This is a genomic window from Pseudomonas sp. GM79 (assembly GCF_000282495.1).
In the GTDB taxonomy this organism is placed as follows: domain Bacteria; phylum Pseudomonadota; class Gammaproteobacteria; order Pseudomonadales; family Pseudomonadaceae; genus Aquipseudomonas.
Genome location: NZ_AKJE01000068.1, coordinates 1 through 17012 on the forward strand (window position 1 = coordinate 1; position 17012 = coordinate 17012).

Genomic DNA, 17012 nt, shown 5'->3' on the forward strand with positions numbered 1-17012 from the left:
AAACTAGTTGAGAACGCCCCCCTTCATCGGTTTCAGGCTTTGGCGCGGTCCAGCAGGTATTGGGTCAGCAGGGGAACCGGACGGCCAGTGGCGCCCTTGTCCTTGCCGCCGCTGGTCCAGGCCGTGCCGGCGATGTCCAGGTGCGCCCAGTTCAGGTTCTTGGTGAAGCGCGACAGGAAGCAGGCAGCGGTGATGGTGCCGGCTTTCGGGCCGCCAATGTTGGCGATATCGGCGAACGGGCTGTCCAGCTGCTCTTGATATTCATCGAACAGCGGCAGTTGCCAGGCGCGGTCGTCGGCGGATTGGCCGGCGCTCAGCAGTTGGCCGATCAGCTCGTCGTTGTTGCCCAGCAGGCCCGAGGTGTGGGAACCCAGTGCGACGACACACGCGCCGGTCAGGGTGGCGATGTCGATTACCGCTTGCGGCTTGAAGCGTTCGGAGTAGGTCAGGGCATCGCACAGCACCAGACGGCCTTCGGCGTCGGTGTTGAGGATTTCCACGGTCAGGCCGCTCATGGTGGTGACGATGTCGCCAGGGCGCGAAGCGTTGCCGCTCGGCATGTTCTCGGCGCAGGCCAGGATGCACACCAGGTTGATCGGCAGTTTCAGCTCGAGCACGGCACGCAAGGTACCGAACACGCTGGCGGCGCCGCCCATGTCGTACTTCATTTCATCCATGCCGGCTCCCGGCTTGAGGCTGATGCCGCCGGTGTCGAAGGTGATGCCTTTGCCGACCAGAGCGTACGGCTTCTCGGATTTCTTGCCGCCGTTGTATTGCATGACGATCAGGCGCGGCGGCTGGGCGCTGCCCTGGCCGACGGCGTAGAACGAGCCCATGCCCAGGTCCTTGATCTTCTTCTCATCGAGGACTTCGACTTTCAGGCTCTTGAATTCTTTGCCCAGGTTCTTGGCTTGCTCGCCCAGGAACGTCGGGTGGCAGATGTTTGGCGGCAGGTTGCCCAGGTTACGGGTGAAGGCCATGCCATTGGCGATCGCGGTGGCATGGGCCACGGCGCGTTCGACTTCAGCCTGTGCGGCCTTGATGGTCACCAGGGTGATTTTCTTCAGGGCGAGCGGGTCGGCTTTCTGGCTCTTGAACTGGTCGAAGGTGTATTCGCCATCTACCAGGGTTTCTGCCAGCAGGCGGTTCTTGCCATAGCTGTCGCGGCCTTTGACCACGACTTCGTCCAGGGCCAGCACTACATCGCTGCCGCCCAGGCCTTTAAGGGTGTTGAGGATGCCGGCGATGATTTTGCGGAACGGGCGATCGCCCAGCTCTTCATCTTTGCCTACGCCCACCAGCAACACGCGCTCGGCCTTGAGGTTAGGCAGGCTGTGCAGCAACAGGCTCTGGCCGACTTTGCCGGCCAGGTCGCCGCGCTTGAGCACGGCACTGATGGTGCCACCGCTCAGTTCGTCGAGTTGTTTGGCAACGGCGCCGAGTTTGCGGCCTTCGCCGACGGCGACCACCAGCGTGGCGGTCTTCAACGTTTCCGGGCTAACGCTTTTTACAACCAGTTCCATGTCTGGGTCCCTGAATTAATGGTCAAAGTGCGCGACGCGCAGAAGCTTGCTTATAAGTAGAAGGACGCCGGTGCAGTGCCCAGCGACAAAGGCCGCAGTTTGAACCTCGCTACCGGCGCCTGACAACCCTCGGTCGTGCGAACTTCGGTGGTTCAGGTGTCTGCTTGAGCGTGCGCAGTGACAGGCGCACCCAATCACAGGATAATGCGCCATCTTTTTCGGCGGCTCTGCCCTGCGGGCCGACCGATACGTTTGTTTGTTTGGCCGCTTAGCCTGACAACCCTGGAGTGTCTGGTTTGATTGTCTTCCGTTATCTTTCCCGCGAAGTCCTGTTGACCTTGAGCGCCGTCAGCGCCGTGCTGCTGGTCATCATCATGAGCGGACGCTTCATCAAATACCTCGCCCAGGCGGCTTCTGGCCTTCTGGATCCGGGTTCGCTGTTCCTGATCATGGGTTTCCGTCTGCCAGGTTTCCTGCAGTTGATCCTGCCTTTGGGGCTGTTTCTCGGGATTTTGCTGGCCTACGGTCGTCTGTACCTCGACAGCGAAATGACCGTGCTGTCGGCCACCGGCATGAGCCAGCAGCGGCTGTTTCGCATCACCCTGTTTCCGGCCACGCTGGTTGCGCTGGTGGTGGCTTGGCTGAGCCTGAGCCTGGCGCCACAAGGTGCCAATCAGTTCCAGCTGCTGCTGAACAAACAGGACGCACTGACGGAATTCGATACCCTTGAGCCTGGCCGCTTCCAGGCTTTGCGCGACGGTACCCGGGTGACCTACACCGAACAATTGTCGGATGACCGCATCAATCTGGGCGGCGTGTTCATTTCGCAAAAGAATGTGAATTCCGACAAGAAGGACCGCGGGATTTCCGTATTGGTGGCCGAGAAGGGCCGTCAGGAAATTCGCCCCGACGGCAATCGGTATCTGATTCTCGACAACGGCTATCGCTATGACGGCAATCCGGGTCAGGCCGATTACCGCGCCATCAAATACGACGAGTACGGCGTATTGCTGCCCAAGCCGGACGTCAGCGACGAAGTCACCGATCGCGATGCGATGACCACCCGCTCCCTGTTGGGCAGTGACGACATCCGCTCGCGCACCGAATTGCAATGGCGTCTGTCGCTGCCGTTGCTGGTCTTCATCGTGACCCTGATGGCGGTGCCGCTGTCGCGGGTCAACCCGCGTCAGGGCCGTTTCCTCAAGCTGCTGCCGGCGATTCTTCTTTATATGGCTTACCTGACCATCCTGATTGCCGCTCGCGGCGCCCTCGAAAAGGGCAAGATTCCGGCGGCATTGGGCTTGTGGTGGGTGCATGCGATCTTCCTGGCCATCGGCCTGGGCTTGCTGTACTGGGAGCCGTTGCGCTTGAAGATGGCGAGTCGCCGCAGTGCGCTGGAGGTGGCCCGTGGATAAGCTCGATCGCTACATCGGTAGCAGCGTGTTCGTCGCGATCCTGGCAGTACTGGGGATCATCCTCGGCCTGGCCACGCTGTTTGCCTTCATCGATGAGATGAGTGAGGTCAGTGATACCTACACCCTGATGGATGTCCTGAGCTATGTGCTGCTGACCGCGCCGCGCCGTCTGTACGACATGCTACCGATGGCGGCGCTGATCGGTTGCCTGATCGGCCTCGGCAGCCTGGCCAGCCACAGCGAACTGACCATCATGCGCGCTGCGGGCGTGTCGCTCGGGCGGATCGTCTGGGCTGTCATGAAGCCGATGCTGCTTTTGATGGTGGTGGGGCTGGTGATCGGTGAATACGTCGCGCCGGCAACAGAAGTCACCGCTCAGGCCAACCGCTCGCTGGCCCAGGGCAGTGGCGATGCGCAAAGCGCCAAGCATGGTCTGTGGCACCGTCAGGGTGACGAGTTCATTCACGTCAACTCCGTGCAACCCAATGGGCTGCTGTACGGCGTGACCCGTTATCGCTTCGATGATCAGCGCCACATCCTGTCTTCGAGCTTCGCCAAACGCGCGGAATTCGACACGGATCACTGGCAGCTGAGCGACGTCACGACCACGTTGTTCCATGAGAAGAACACCGAAGTGGTGACGACTCCGGTGGAGCGTTGGGAGGTAGCACTGAGCCCGCAATTGCTGAGCACTGTGGTGATGGCGCCTGAATCACTGTCGATCACCGGTCTGTGGAGTTACATCCACTACCTGGCTGACCAGGGCCTGAGCAACGGTCGTTATTGGCTGGCGTTTTGGGTCAAGGTGTTGCAGCCGCTGGTGACCGCCGCATTGGTGCTGATGGCGATTTCCTTCATCTTCGGCCCGCTGCGTTCGGTAACCCTCGGTCAGCGAGTCTTTACCGGTGTGTTGGTGGGCTTCACCTTCCGCATCGTCCAGGATTTGCTCGGCCCTTCGAGCCTGGTATTCGGTTTCTCGCCACTGTTTGCGGTGCTGGTGCCGGCCGGAGTCTGCGCCCTGGCCGGGGTCTGGTTGTTGCGCCGGGCCGGTTGATCGCGGGTTATTCCCGAAAGGCTTGTCACTCAAAACGCCCCTGTCGCAAGATCGGGGCGTTTTTGTACGCGCCGTCTGACCTGCGAACGTGACGCTTGCGTCGTGGATCAGGTACAATTCCCGGCTATTTTTCGGCGGGCTATGCCTGCAGCCTTTTTGAGTGTTGATCCGTGAGTGATTTGAGTCATATCCGCAATTTCTCCATCATCGCCCACATTGACCATGGCAAGTCGACGCTGGCCGATCGCTTCATCCAGATGTGCGGCGGCCTTGCCGAGCGCGAAATGGAAGCCCAGGTGCTGGACTCCATGGACCTGGAGCGTGAACGCGGGATCACCATCAAGGCCCACAGCGTCACCCTTTATTACACCGCCCGCGATGGCATCAAGTACCAGCTGAACTTCATTGACACCCCCGGCCACGTCGACTTCACCTACGAAGTCAGCCGGTCGCTGGCGGCCTGTGAAGGTGCGTTGCTGGTGGTCGATGCCGGTCAGGGCGTTGAAGCGCAGTCGGTTGCCAACTGCTACACGGCAATCGAGCAGGGCCTGGAAGTCATGCCAGTCCTGAACAAGATCGACCTGCCACAGGCCGATCCGGACCGCGTCAAAGAAGAAATCGAAAAAATCATCGGCATCGATGCCACCGATGCGGTCGAGTGCAGTGCCAAGACTGGCCTGGGCGTCGACGAAGTGCTCGAACGCCTGGTTCACACCATTCCCGCGCCGACCGGCAACTACGAAGATCCGCTGCAAGCGTTGATCATCGACTCCTGGTTCGACAACTACCTGGGCGTTGTTTCCCTGGTACGCGTGCGTCACGGTCGTGTGAAGAAGGGCGACAAGATCCTCGTCAAGTCCACCGGCAAGATCCACCTGGTGGACAGCGTCGGTGTATTCAATCCGAAACACACCCCTACCGTCGACCTGAAGGCCGGTGAAGTGGGCTTCATCATCGCCAGCATCAAGGACATTCACGGTGCGCCAGTGGGCGATACCCTGACCTTGAGCTCGACGCCGGACGTCGATGTGCTGCCAGGCTTCAAACGCATTCAGCCACAGGTGTACGCCGGTTTGTTCCCGGTCAGCTCCGACGACTTCGAAGACTTCCGCGAGGCGCTGCAAAAGCTCACCCTCAACGATTCGTCGCTGCAATACACACCGGAAAGCTCAGACGCACTGGGTTTCGGCTTCCGTTGCGGCTTCCTCGGCATGCTGCACATGGAAATCATCCAGGAGCGCCTGGAGCGCGAATACAACCTGGACCTGATCACCACGGCGCCGACGGTAATCTTCGAGCTGCTGCTCAAGACCGGCGAGACGATCTATGTCGATAACCCGTCCAAGCTCCCGGACCTGTCGTCGATCGAAGACATGCGTGAGCCGATCGTGCGGGCCAATATCCTTGTGCCGCAAGAGCACCTGGGTAACGTCATTACCCTGTGTATCGAAAAGCGTGGCGTGCAGCACGACATGCTGTTCCTCGGTACCCAGGTACAAGTGACCTACGATTTGCCGATGAACGAAGTGGTCCTCGACTTCTTCGACCGTCTGAAATCCACCAGCCGTGGCTATGCTTCGCTGGATTACCATTTCGATCGTTACCAATCGGCTAGTCTGGTGAAACTGGACGTGCTGATCAACGGCGACAAGGTCGACGCCCTGGCGTTGATCGTGCACCGTGACAATGCGCACTACAAAGGTCGCCAGTTGACCGAGAAGATGAAGGAACTGATTCCGCGGCAGATGTTCGACGTGGCAATCCAGGCCGCCATTGGCGGGCAGATTGTGGCGCGGACAACCGTCAAGGCGCTCAGAAAGAACGTATTGGCCAAATGCTACGGTGGTGACGTCAGCCGTAAGAAAAAGCTGCTGGAAAAGCAAAAGGCCGGTAAGAAACGCATGAAGCAGGTCGGTAACGTGGAGATTCCACAAGAAGCCTTCCTTGCAGTGCTCAGGTTGGATAGTTAGGTCCTATGTCACTAAATTTCCCGCTGTTGCTGGTCATCGCCGTGTTCGTCTGCGGCCTGTTGGCGTTGCTCGATCTGCTGTTCCTGGCGCCACGGCGCCGGGCTGCCATTAACTCCTATCAAGGAAGCGTCAGCCAGGCTGACATGGTGGTGGTCGAGAAACTGAACAAAGAGCCGCTGCTGGTCGAATACGGCAAGTCGTTCTTCCCGGTGTTGTTCATCGTACTGGTGCTGCGTTCGTTCCTGGTGGAACCGTTCCAGATTCCTTCCGGCTCGATGAAACCGACCCTGGACGTCGGCGACTTCATTCTGGTGAACAAATTTTCTTACGGGATCCGCCTGCCGGTGATCGACAAGAAAGTCATCGAAGTCGGTGATCCGCAGCGCGGTGATGTGATGGTGTTCCGCTACCCGAGCGACCCGAACGTCAATTACATCAAGCGTGTGGTTGGCCTGCCGGGTGACCAGATTCGCTATACCGCAGACAAGCGTCTGTTCGTCAACGGTGAATCGATCGCCGAACAACTGGTCGGCTCCGAGCCGGGCACGTTGGGCAGCGCCGAGCTCTACAAGGAAAAACTCGGCATTGCCGAGCACCTTATCCGCAAGGAAATGAGCCGCTACCGCGCAGCGCCGGATCGTTCGTGGACCGTGCCTGCCGGGCACTACTTCATGATGGGCGACAACCGCGACAACTCGAATGACAGTCGCTACTGGGATGATCCGAGTATTCCCAAGAATCTGCTGGGCATGGTTCCCGACAAGAATATCGTCGGCAAGGCCTTCGCAGTCTGGATGAGCTGGCCGGAACCCAAACTCAGTCACCTGCCGAATTTCTCGCGGGTTGGCCTGATCAAGTAATCACACACGGCGCTGTTGAACACAGCGCCGAATGCATTTCTGGAGTCGGCATAATCGGCGACAGAAGCATGAAAACAACGATATTCAGGACGTTATTTTTGAACACAGCGTTAATTGTCCCAAGCCTGCGCCGCACCACGGCGATGGCGGTGGAATCCAGCCACGAACTCAGCGTGGGTAAACCGTGAGCGTCTCCTTAAGCCGTCTAGAGCGTCAGCTCGGCTACACCTTCAAAGACCAGGAACTGATGGTCCTGGCCCTGACTCACCGCAGCTTTGCCGGGCGCAACAATGAACGCCTGGAGTTCCTCGGTGATGCCATCCTCAACTTCGTCGCTGGCGAGGCGCTGTTCGATCGCTTCCCGCTGGCCCGCGAAGGCCAGTTGTCGCGTTTGCGCGCCCGCTTGGTGAAAGGTGAAACCCTGGCCGTACTGGCCCGTGGTTTCGATCTGGGCGAATACCTGCGCCTGGGCTCCGGCGAATTGAAAAGCGGTGGTTTCCGTCGCGAATCGATTCTGGCCGATGCCCTGGAAGCGCTGATTGGTGCGATCTACCTGGACGCCGGCATGGACATGGCGCGCGAGCGCGTGCTGGCCTGGCTGGCCGGAGAGTTCGAAGGCTTGACGCTGGTCGATACCAACAAAGATCCGAAAACCCGTCTGCAGGAATTCCTGCAGTCCCGTGGTTGTGAGCTGCCGCGTTACGAAGTGGTGGATATCCAGGGTGAGCCGCATTGCCGGACGTTCTTCGTCGAATGTGAAATCATCTTACTGAATGAAAAAAGCCGAGGTCAGGGTGTGAGTCGTCGTATTGCCGAACAGGTAGCGGCCGCCGCAGCACTGATTGCCCTGGGTGTGGAGAATGGCAATGACTGATTCAACCGCAACTCGCTGTGGCTATGTTGCCATCGTCGGCCGTCCCAACGTGGGCAAGTCCACGCTGCTGAACCACATTCTGGGTCAGAAGCTGGCGATCACCTCGCGCAAGCCGCAGACCACCCGTCACAACATGCTCGGTATCAAGACCGAAGGCGCCGTTCAGGCGATCTACGTCGACACCCCGGGCATGCACAAGGGCGGCGAAAAGGCCCTGAACCGCTACATGAACAAGACCGCTTCGGCGGCGTTGAAAGACGTCGACGTGGTGATCTTCGTGGTTGACCGCACCAAGTGGACCGATGAAGACCAGATGGTCCTCGAACGCGTTCAGTACGTGACCGGCCCGCTGATCGTGGCGCTGAACAAGACCGACCGTATCGAAGACAAATCCGAACTGATGCCGCACCTGAGCTGGTTGCAGGAACAGCTGCCGAACGCGCAGATCATGCCGATCTCGGCCCAGCACGGGCACAACCTGGACGCGCTGGAACGAGTGATCGCCGAGCACCTGCCGGAAAACGATCACTTCTTCCCGGAAGATCAGATCACTGACCGCAGCAGCCGCTTCCTCGCCGCTGAACTGGTGCGCGAGAAAATCATGCGCCAGTTGGGCGCCGAGCTGCCGTACCAGATCACCGTGGAAATCGAAGAGTTCAAGCAGCAGGGCAAAACCCTGCACATCCATGCGTTGATCCTCGTCGAACGTGACGGCCAGAAAAAAATCATCATTGGCGACAAGGGCGAGCGCATCAAGCGCATCGGCACCGAGGCGCGCAAGGACATGGAGCTGCTGTTCGACTCCAAGATCATGCTCAACCTGTGGGTCAAGGTTAAGGGCGGCTGGTCCGATGACGAACGTGCGTTGCGTTCGCTGGGTTACGGCGATCTGTAAACCGTTTGGCAGCACATAGATCTACTGTGGGAGCGGGCTTGCTCGCGAAGAGGATGTAACATTCAGCATTGATGTTGACTGTTACACCGCTTTCGCGAGCAAGCCCGCTCCCACATTGGTTTTGGGTTGTTTTTAAAACTGCGCTCCGTCATTGAGAACCCTGACTTCCATGTCTCAAGCCCCCATCGGCCAACCTGCGTACGTCCTCCACTCCCGCGCCTACCGCGAAAGCAGTGCGCTGGTGGATTTCCTTACGCCGCAAGGTCGGCTGCGGGCGGTGTTGCGTAGCGCGCGGGGCAAGGCCGGGACATTGGCGCGGCCGTTTGTGCCGCTGGAAGTCGAATTCCGTGGGCGGGGTGAATTGAAAAACGTCGGTCGCATGGAAAGCGCCGGTGTTTCCACCTGGCTCAACGGTGAGGCGCTGTTCAGCGGTCTCTACCTCAACGAATTGCTAATCCGTCTGCTGCCCGCCGAAGACCCTCATCCCGCGGTTTTCGATCACTACGCCGCGACCTTGCTCGCCCTGGCCGAAGGCCGTCCATTGGAGCCATTGCTGCGCTCCTTCGAATGGCGTTTGCTCGACGACCTCGGTTACGGTTTCGCCTTGAACACTGATATCCATGGCGACCCCATCGCGCCGGATGGCCTCTACCGCTTACAAGTGGATGCAGGCCTGGAACGGGTCTATCTGCTGCAACCGGGTCTGTTCAACGGCACTGAATTGCTGGCCATGGCCGATGCCGACTGGTCCGCGCCCGGAGCGCTGTCCGCTGCCAAGCGCTTGATGCGTCAGGCGCTGGCCGTTCATCTGGGCGGTCGTCCTCTAGTCAGTCGCGAGTTGTTTCGTAAGCCATAGTTTCGCAAGCCATAGGAACTGTTGATGCTGCGTCAACAGAGCCAAGCTCCCCGTGTATGCTGTGCACCGAACTTTCCCTTATTTCAGGAGCGCTTCCGTGACCACCAGCAATCGCATTCTTCTTGGCGTGAACATCGACCACGTTGCCACCCTGCGTCAGGCCCGGGGTACTCGCTACCCGGATCCAGTCAAGGCAGCGCTGGACGCGGAAGAGGCGGGTGCTGACGGCATCACCGTGCACTTGCGCGAAGACCGCCGGCACATTCAGGAACGCGATGTGCTGCTGCTCAAGGACGTGCTGCAAACCCGCATGAACTTCGAAATGGGCGTCACCGAAGAAATGATGGTGTTCGCCGAACGCATCCGCCCGGCGCACATTTGCCTGGTCCCGGAAACCCGTCAGGAGCTGACCACCGAAGGCGGTCTGGACGTGGCAGGGCAGGAGGCGCGGATCAAGGCTGCGGTGGATCGCCTGGCGAAGATCGGCTGTGAAGTATCGCTGTTCATCGACGCTGACGAGCGGCAGATCGAAGCATCCCGCCGTGTCGGTGCACCGGCCATTGAATTGCACACCGGGCGTTATGCGGATGCCGAGACGCCAGCCGAAGTCGCTGAAGAGCTCAAGCGCGTGGCCGATGGCGTGGCATTCGGTCTGGCCCAGGGGTTGATCGTCAATGCCGGTCACGGTCTGCACTATCACAACGTCGAAGCTGTTGCGGCGATCAAGGGCATCAATGAATTGAACATCGGCCATGCGCTGGTGGCCCATGCGTTGTTCGTCGGGTTCAAGTCGGCGGTGTCGGAGATGAAAGCGTTGATTCTGGCTGCCGCCAAAGCTTAAAAGACAAACACAAAACCAATGTGGGAGCGGGCTTGCTCGCGAATGCGGTGTGGCAATCGACAGAGATGTTGAATGTTGAGCCGCCTTCGCGAGCAAGCCCGCTCCCACATTCGGTGGGTGGTGGCTTTTAAAGCGGTGGGGTTTCCTGGCTCGGCTTGGTCTTGTCGACCCCCGGCACATGCAGGTTGCCTTCAGCGACCTGATTGCCTTCCAGCTGCGGCTGCGTGACCCACGTCAGGATGTCGTAGTAACGACGGATGTTCGCCACGAAATGCACCGGCTCGCCGCCCCGGGCGTAGCCGTAACGAGTTTTGCTGTACCACTGTTTCTGCGACAGGCGCGGCAGGATTTTCTTCACATCCAGCCACTTGTCCGGGTTCAACCCTTCCTTGGCCGCCAGTTTGCGCGCGTCATCCAGGTGACCGCTGCCGACGTTGTAGGCTGCGAGCGCGAACCACGTACGATCCGGCTCCTGGATCGACTCATCCAGTTGCTCCTTCATATAGGCCAGGTACTTTGCCCCACCCATGATGCTCTGCTTGGGGTCGAGTCGATTGGACACGCCCATGGCTTGCGCGGTGTTCTGGGTCAGCATCATCAAGCCGCGCACGCCGGTCTTGGACGTAACCGCCGCTTGCCACAGCGATTCCTGATAACCGATCGCCGCCAGCAGACGCCAGTCGACTTTCTCTTTCTTGGCGTACGTCTTGAAGTGCTGTTCGTACTTGGGCAACCGCTGCTGCAGATGCTGGGCGAAGGTATAGGCGCCCATGTAACCGAGTACATCGACGTGCCCGTAATAGCGATCCTTGAGGCGTTGCAGGGTGCCGTTTTTCTTCACTTTGTCGAGGTAATCGTTGATCTCGTTGAGCAGGCTGTTGTCTTCGCCGGCGGCCACGGCCCAGCTCTGATTGCTGGCGTCACCGAGATCGAAGGCGACCCGCACGTTGGGGAAGTACACCTGGTTCATCGCGACTTCGTTGGAATCGACCAGGGTCAGATCGATCTGGGCTTCGTCGACCATGCGCAGCAAGTCGACGACTTCAACCGCGTCGGATTCTTCGTATTCAATGCCGGGATATTTCTTTTTCAGCTCTGCCAATTGCTCGGCGTGGGTGCTGCCCTTGAGCACCATGATCTTCTTGCCGACCAGATCGCCTGCGTCGGTCGGCCGTGACTGGCCGTTGCGGTAGATGATTTGTGGAGTGACTTCGAGATAGGAGTGGGAAAATCGCACCTGTTTTTTTCGTTCTTCGCTGCTGACCAGGCCGGCAGCAGCCAGCACCGGGCCATTGGGCTTGCCCACCTGATTGAACAGGTCGTCGAGGTTGTCGGCAGTTTCGATCTTGAGCTCGACCCCCAGATCCTCGGCAAAGCGCTTCACCAGCTCGTATTCGAAGCCGGTTTCACCGTTGCGATCCTGAAAGTAGGTGGCGGGACTGTTACGGGTAACCACCCGCAGCACGCCATCCTCCTTTACGCGCTCCAGCGTGTTGGGTTTATCAACACAGCCACCGAGCACCAGGAAGAGTCCGGTTGCGATCAGCCATTTGGCGTACCGCGGACGCAAAGCCGTTGGGGAAAACATCTGCGCAGTATACGCAAAGGACCACGAGCGCCATATCTCGACAGCGAAGGGCTTGTCTGCTAGAGAGTCTAAAACCCGCTTGGAGCCCGCAGGAATGGGCCCGAACAGCATTTTGTGAGATAAAAAATAACCCTCGGCGCGCGCCTGTTCAGGGCCCGAAAACCCGGCCCGACGTTCGGGTACAGCCGTGCGTACCGTTTCGGGTGCTGTCGCGGGCGGTTTAGGCTAGAATGCACGGCCTCAAAGCACACCCCTTCCCGAGGCTGTCCCGAAGATGTTGATCCTGCGCGGCGCTCCTGCCCTTTCTGCCTTTCGCCACAGCAAACTCCTTGAGCAACTGAGCCAGAAGGTTCCGGCTGTCAGCGGCTTGTATGCTGAATTCGCTCACTTCGCCGAAGTTACCGGCGTCCTGACCGGCGACGAACAGCAGGTGCTCGCGCGCCTTCTGAAGTACGGCCCAAGCGTTCCAGTACAAGAGCCAACCGGTCGTCTGTTTCTGGTGTTGCCACGTTTCGGCACTATCTCGCCGTGGTCCAGTAAAGCCAGCGACATCGCTCGCAACTGTGGCCTGACCAAAGTCCAGCGCCTGGAGCGCGGTATCGCGTTCTACGTCGCCGGCCAGTTCAGCGATACCGAAGCGCAGCTGATTGCAGACGCCTTGCATGACCGCATGACCCAGATCGTATTGGACAACCTTGAACAAGCCGCCGGCCTGTTCAGCCACGCCGAACCCAAGCCCCTGACCGCGATCGACGTGTTGGGTGGCGGCCGCGCCGCGCTGGAAAAAGCCAACACCGAGCTGGGTCTGGCCCTGGCCGAAGACGAGATCGACTATCTGGTCGCAGCCTTCGTCGGCTTGAAGCGCAACCCGCACGACATCGAACTGATGATGTTTGCCCAGGCAAACTCCGAGCACTGCCGTCACAAGATCTTCAACGCCAGTTGGGACATCGACGGTCAGAGCCAGGAAAAAAGCCTGTTCGGCATGATCAAGAACACCTACCAGATGCACAGCGAAGGTGTTCTGTCGGCTTATAAGGACAACGCCTCGGTAATCGTTGGCTCCGTCGCCGGCCGCTTCTTCCCGGACCCTGAAACCCGCCAGTACGGCGCGGTGCAGGAACCGGTGCACATCCTGATGAAAGTCGAAACTCACAACCACCCGACCGCGATTGCCCCGTTCCCGGGCGCGTCCACCGGTAGCGGCGGTGAGATTCGCGACGAAGGTGCAACCGGTCGCGGCGCCAAGCCAAAGGCTGGCCTGACCGGTTTCACCGTGTCCAACCTGCAGATCCCGGGCTTCGAACAGCCGTGGGAAGTGCCGTACGGCAAGCCTGAGCGCATCGTGACCGCGCTGGACATCATGATCGAAGGCCCACTGGGTGGCGCCGCGTTCAACAACGAATTCGGTCGTCCGGCCCTGACCGGTTATTTCCGTACCTTCGAACAATCGATCACCACCCCGCGTGGCGACGAAGTTCGCGGTTACCACAAGCCGATCATGCTGGCCGGCGGCATGGGTAACATCCGTGCCGAACACGTACAGAAAGGCGAGATCACCGTTGGCTCCAAGCTGATCGTGCTCGGCGGCCCGGCGATGTTGATCGGCCTGGGCGGCGGTGCTGCCTCTTCCATGGCCACCGGCACCAGTTCGGCGGATCTGGACTTCGCATCGGTACAGCGCGAAAACCCGGAAATGGAACGTCGCTGCCAGGAAGTCATCGACCGTTGCTGGCAGTTGGGTGATAAAAACCCGATCAGCTTCATCCATGACGTCGGCGCGGGCGGTCTGTCCAACGCCTTCCCGGAACTGGTCAACGACGGCAACCGTGGCGGTCGCTTCGAGCTGCGCAACATTCCAAACGACGAGCCGGGCATGGCCCCGCACGAAATCTGGAGTAACGAATCCCAGGAACGCTACGTTCTGGCAGTCGGCCCTGCGGACTTCGAACGCTTCCAGGCGATCTGCGAACGTGAGCGTTGCCCGTTTGCCGTGGTCGGCGAAGCCACTGCCGAACCGCAACTGACCGTGACCGACAGCCACTTCGGCAACAGCCCGGTGGACATGCCGCTCGAAGTACTGCTGGGCAAAGCCCCGCGCATGCACCGTTCGGCCGTTCGCGAAAACGAACTGGGCGATGATTTCGATCCGTCGACCCTCGAGATTGCCGACTGCGTCGAGCGCGTTCTGCATCACCCGGCCGTGGCCAGCAAAAGCTTCCTGATCACCATCGGCGACCGTACCATCACCGGCCTCGTGGCCCGTGATCAGATGGTCGGCCCGTGGCAGGTTCCGGTGGCCGACGTTGCCGTCACCGCTACCAGCTTCGACGTCTACACCGGTGAAGCCATGGCCATGGGCGAGCGTACTCCGCTGGCTCTGCTGGACGCTCCGGCGTCGGGTCGCATGGCCATCGGCGAAACCCTGACCAACATCGCGGCGTCGCGCATCGCCAAAATCTCCGACATCAAACTGTCGGCGAACTGGATGTCCGCCGCCGGTCACCCGGGTGAAGACGCGCGTCTGTACGACACCGTGAAAGCGGTCGGCATGGAATTGTGCCCGGACCTCGGCATCACCATTCCGGTCGGCAAGGACTCGATGTCCATGGCCACCCGCTGGAACGACGAAGGCGTCGACAAGACGGTGACTTCGCCGATGTCGCTGATCGTGACCGGCTTCGCCCCAGTGGCTGACATCCGTCAGACCATGACCCCGCAACTGCGCATGGACAAGGGCACCACCGACCTGATCCTGATCGACCTCGGTCGCGGTCAGAACCGCATGGGCGCTTCGATCCTCGCTCAGGTTCACGGCAAACTCGGCAAGCAGGCCCCGGACGTCGATGACGCCGAAGACCTGAAAGCCTTCTTCGCCGTGATCCAGGGCCTCAACGCTGACGGTCATTTGCTGGCTTACCACGACCGTTCCGACGGTGGTCTGCTGACCAGTGTCGTGGAAATGGCCTTCGCCGGTCACTGCGGCCTGAGCCTGAACCTCGACGGTCTGGCAGAAACCTCCGCCGACATCGCCGCGATCCTGTTCAACGAAGAACTGGGTGCTGTGATCCAGGTTCGCCAGGACGCCACTCCGGACATCCTCGCGCAGTTCAGCGCAGCTGGCCTGGGTGACTGCGTGTCGGTGATCGGTCAGCCGATGAACAACGGCGAGATCAGCATCACCTTCAACGGCGACACCGTGTTCGAAGGTCAGCGTCGTCTGCTGCAACGTCAGTGGGCCGAGACCAGCTACCAGATCCAGCGTCTGCGTGATAACGCCGACTGCGCCGAACAAGAGTTCGACGTGCTGCTGGAAGAAGACAACCCGGGCCTGAGCGTCAAGCTCAGCTACGACGTCAACCAGGACGTCGCCGCGCCTTACATCAAGAAAGGCATCCGCCCACAGGTGGCCGTGCTGCGTGAGCAGGGCGTCAACGGTCAGGTGGAAATGGCGGCCGCGTTCGACCGCGCCGGTTTCAACGCGATCGACGTGCACATGAGCGACATTCTGGCCGGCCGTGTCGACCTGAACGAGTTCAAGGGGCTGGTGGCTTGCGGCGGTTTCTCCTACGGCGACGTACTCGGTGCCGGCGAAGGCTGGGCCAAGTCCGCACTGTTCAACAGCCGCGCTCGCGATGCCTTCCAGGGCTTCTTCGAACGTAACGACAGCTTCACCCTCGGCGTGTGCAACGGTTGCCAGATGATGTCCAACCTGCACGAGCTGATCCCGGGCAGCGAGTTCTGGCCGCATTTCGTGCGTAACCGTTCCGAGCAGTTCGAAGCTCGCGTGGCGATGGTGCAGATCCAGGAGTCGAACTCGATCTTCCTGCAAGGCATGGCCGGTTCGCGCATGCCAATCGCCATCGCGCACGGTGAAGGCCATGCCGAATTCGCCAGCGAAGAAGCGTTGCTGGAAGCCGATCTGTCGGGTTGCGTGGCGATGCGTTTCGTCGACAACCACGGCAAGGTCACCGAAAACTACCCGGCCAACCCGAACGGCTCGCCGCGCGGTATCACCGGTTTGACCAGCCGTGACGGTCGCGTGACCATCATGATGCCGCACCCGGAGCGTGTGTTCCGCGCCGTGCAGAACTCGTGGCGTTCGGAAGACTGGAACGAAGACGCACCTTGGATGCGTATGTTCCGTAATGCTCGCGTGTGGGTGAACTAAGAGCGGGGAGCTGATTGCCGTGTACAAGCTCGGTTTTTTTGTTCCGGCCAGTCATGTCGAGGTGGTCAAAAGCGCTGTGTTCGCTGCCGGTGGCGGGCGGATCGGGGCTTATGATCACTGTGCGTGGCAGGTGTTTGGGTTGGGTCAGTTTCGGCCTCTGGATGGCAGTCAGCCGTTTATTGGTGAAGCGGGGCAGGTCGAGCAGGTTGAGGAATGGAAGGTTGAGCTTGTGGTCAGCGATGAGCTGATTCGGGCGGTGGTGGTGGCTCTGAAAGAGAGCCATCCCTATGAGACGCCGGCTTATGAGGTATGGCGGTTGGAAGATTTCTGATCTTCCTGGCCGCTGAAAATGAGAAACCCGCTGAAAGTGATTTCAGCGGGTTTTTTGTTGGCTGCGATTTGGGGCGTGGCGGCCTTATAGCCGACCAGGTTCTTGTTGATTGAGTACATATCCATTGCTGCGGTAACGGCGGCTTATGGTTTCGCCTTTACGGCGACTCCCTTTGGCAAACGCTCCAAAGGAAGCAAAGGTCTTCGCCCCAAGCGTCCGGCCCCTCGCTGAGGCTCGGCGTTCCTTCGCTCCGGTATCCATCTGGGGGCATCGCCCTACGGTCTGCTTCGCTACGACCTACATGCGATGGATTCGACTGCGTCGAACGGCGCTGCGCGCCAATCCCCAGATAAACACCGGAACGAGGCCTCCCGAAGGGGCGGGTGGATCAAGATCAAAAGCCAGATCAAAAGTTGCAGGCGAGCTAACGCTCGGCCTGTTGAGTGGTGAAAGGCGGGTGTACGCCGCTCCACTGTGGGAGCGGGCTTGCTCGCGAAGGCGGCCTGACAGCCGCCCAATCTCTCGCAGATGCACACGGTTCAATTGTAGGAGCGAGGCTTGCCCGCGAAGGCGGCCTGACAGCCGACCAATTTCTCGCAGACATACGCCGACCCACTGTGGGAGCGAGCCTGCT

At 59.9% G+C, this 17012-nt stretch carries 12 protein-coding genes; 10 read left to right on the forward strand and 2 right to left on the reverse strand.

The window, feature by feature from the left end:
- Positions 1–32: 32 nt before the first annotated feature.
- Entirely contained in the window at positions 33–1523 is a 1491-nt protein-coding gene (locus PMI36_RS11135; RefSeq protein WP_008073126.1) for a leucyl aminopeptidase, read from the reverse strand.
- A gap of 296 nt (positions 1524–1819) precedes the next feature.
- Between PMI36_RS11135 and lptF the strand changes: the two genes are divergently transcribed.
- From lptF to pdxJ, 8 genes are all read left to right on the forward strand, one after another.
- Complete coding sequence (gene lptF / locus PMI36_RS11130; RefSeq protein ID WP_008073127.1) at positions 1820–2938, forward strand: LPS export ABC transporter permease LptF; 1119 nt, start codon at positions 1820–1822, stop codon at positions 2936–2938.
- Positions 2931–3992: an LPS export ABC transporter permease LptG gene (lptG, locus tag PMI36_RS11125; protein WP_008073128.1), complete on the forward strand. Its 1062-nt coding sequence runs from the start codon at positions 2931–2933 to the stop codon at positions 3990–3992. Before lptF ends, lptG begins: the two co-directional genes overlap by 8 nt.
- Positions 3993–4162: 170 nt before the next feature.
- Complete coding sequence (lepA, locus tag PMI36_RS11120; RefSeq protein ID WP_007905525.1) at positions 4163–5962, forward strand: translation elongation factor 4; 1800 nt, start codon at positions 4163–4165, stop codon at positions 5960–5962.
- A 5-nt stretch (positions 5963–5967) separates the two neighbouring features.
- A complete protein-coding gene (gene lepB, locus PMI36_RS11115; RefSeq protein WP_008073129.1) occupies positions 5968–6822 on the forward strand; it encodes a signal peptidase I in 855 nt (284 codons plus the stop codon).
- A 184-nt stretch (positions 6823–7006) separates the two neighbouring features.
- Entirely contained in the window at positions 7007–7696 is a 690-nt protein-coding gene (gene rnc / locus PMI36_RS11110) for a ribonuclease III (RefSeq protein ID WP_007905528.1), read from the forward strand.
- A complete protein-coding gene (era, locus tag PMI36_RS11105) occupies positions 7689–8591 on the forward strand; it encodes a GTPase Era (protein ID WP_008073130.1) in 903 nt (300 codons plus the stop codon). The genes rnc and era overlap by 8 nt, the downstream gene beginning before the upstream one ends.
- 169 nt (positions 8592–8760) lie before the next feature.
- Positions 8761–9447: a DNA repair protein RecO gene (gene recO, locus PMI36_RS11100; protein WP_008073131.1), complete on the forward strand. Its 687-nt coding sequence runs from the start codon at positions 8761–8763 to the stop codon at positions 9445–9447.
- Between the two features lie 97 nt (positions 9448–9544).
- On the forward strand, positions 9545–10288 hold the full coding sequence (gene pdxJ / locus PMI36_RS11095; protein ID WP_008073132.1) for a pyridoxine 5'-phosphate synthase: 744 nt from the start codon (positions 9545–9547) through the stop codon (positions 10286–10288).
- A 127-nt stretch (positions 10289–10415) separates the two neighbouring features.
- On the opposite strand, the gene mltF is transcribed toward pdxJ, so the two are convergent.
- Positions 10416–11876, reverse strand: a complete 1461-nt coding sequence (mltF, locus tag PMI36_RS11090) for a membrane-bound lytic murein transglycosylase MltF (protein ID WP_032830519.1) — start codon at positions 11874–11876, stop codon at positions 10416–10418.
- 274 nt (positions 11877–12150) lie between these two features.
- On the opposite strand from mltF, the gene purL reads away from it, so the two are divergent.
- Positions 12151–16047: a phosphoribosylformylglycinamidine synthase gene (gene purL / locus PMI36_RS11085; protein ID WP_008073134.1), complete on the forward strand. Its 3897-nt coding sequence runs from the start codon at positions 12151–12153 to the stop codon at positions 16045–16047.
- Positions 16048–16066: 19 nt separating this feature from the next.
- Positions 16067–16378, forward strand: coding sequence for a Nif3-like dinuclear metal center hexameric protein (locus PMI36_RS11080; RefSeq protein WP_007905538.1), 312 nt, complete (start codon positions 16067–16069; stop codon positions 16376–16378).
- Positions 16379–17012 lie beyond the last annotated feature (634 nt).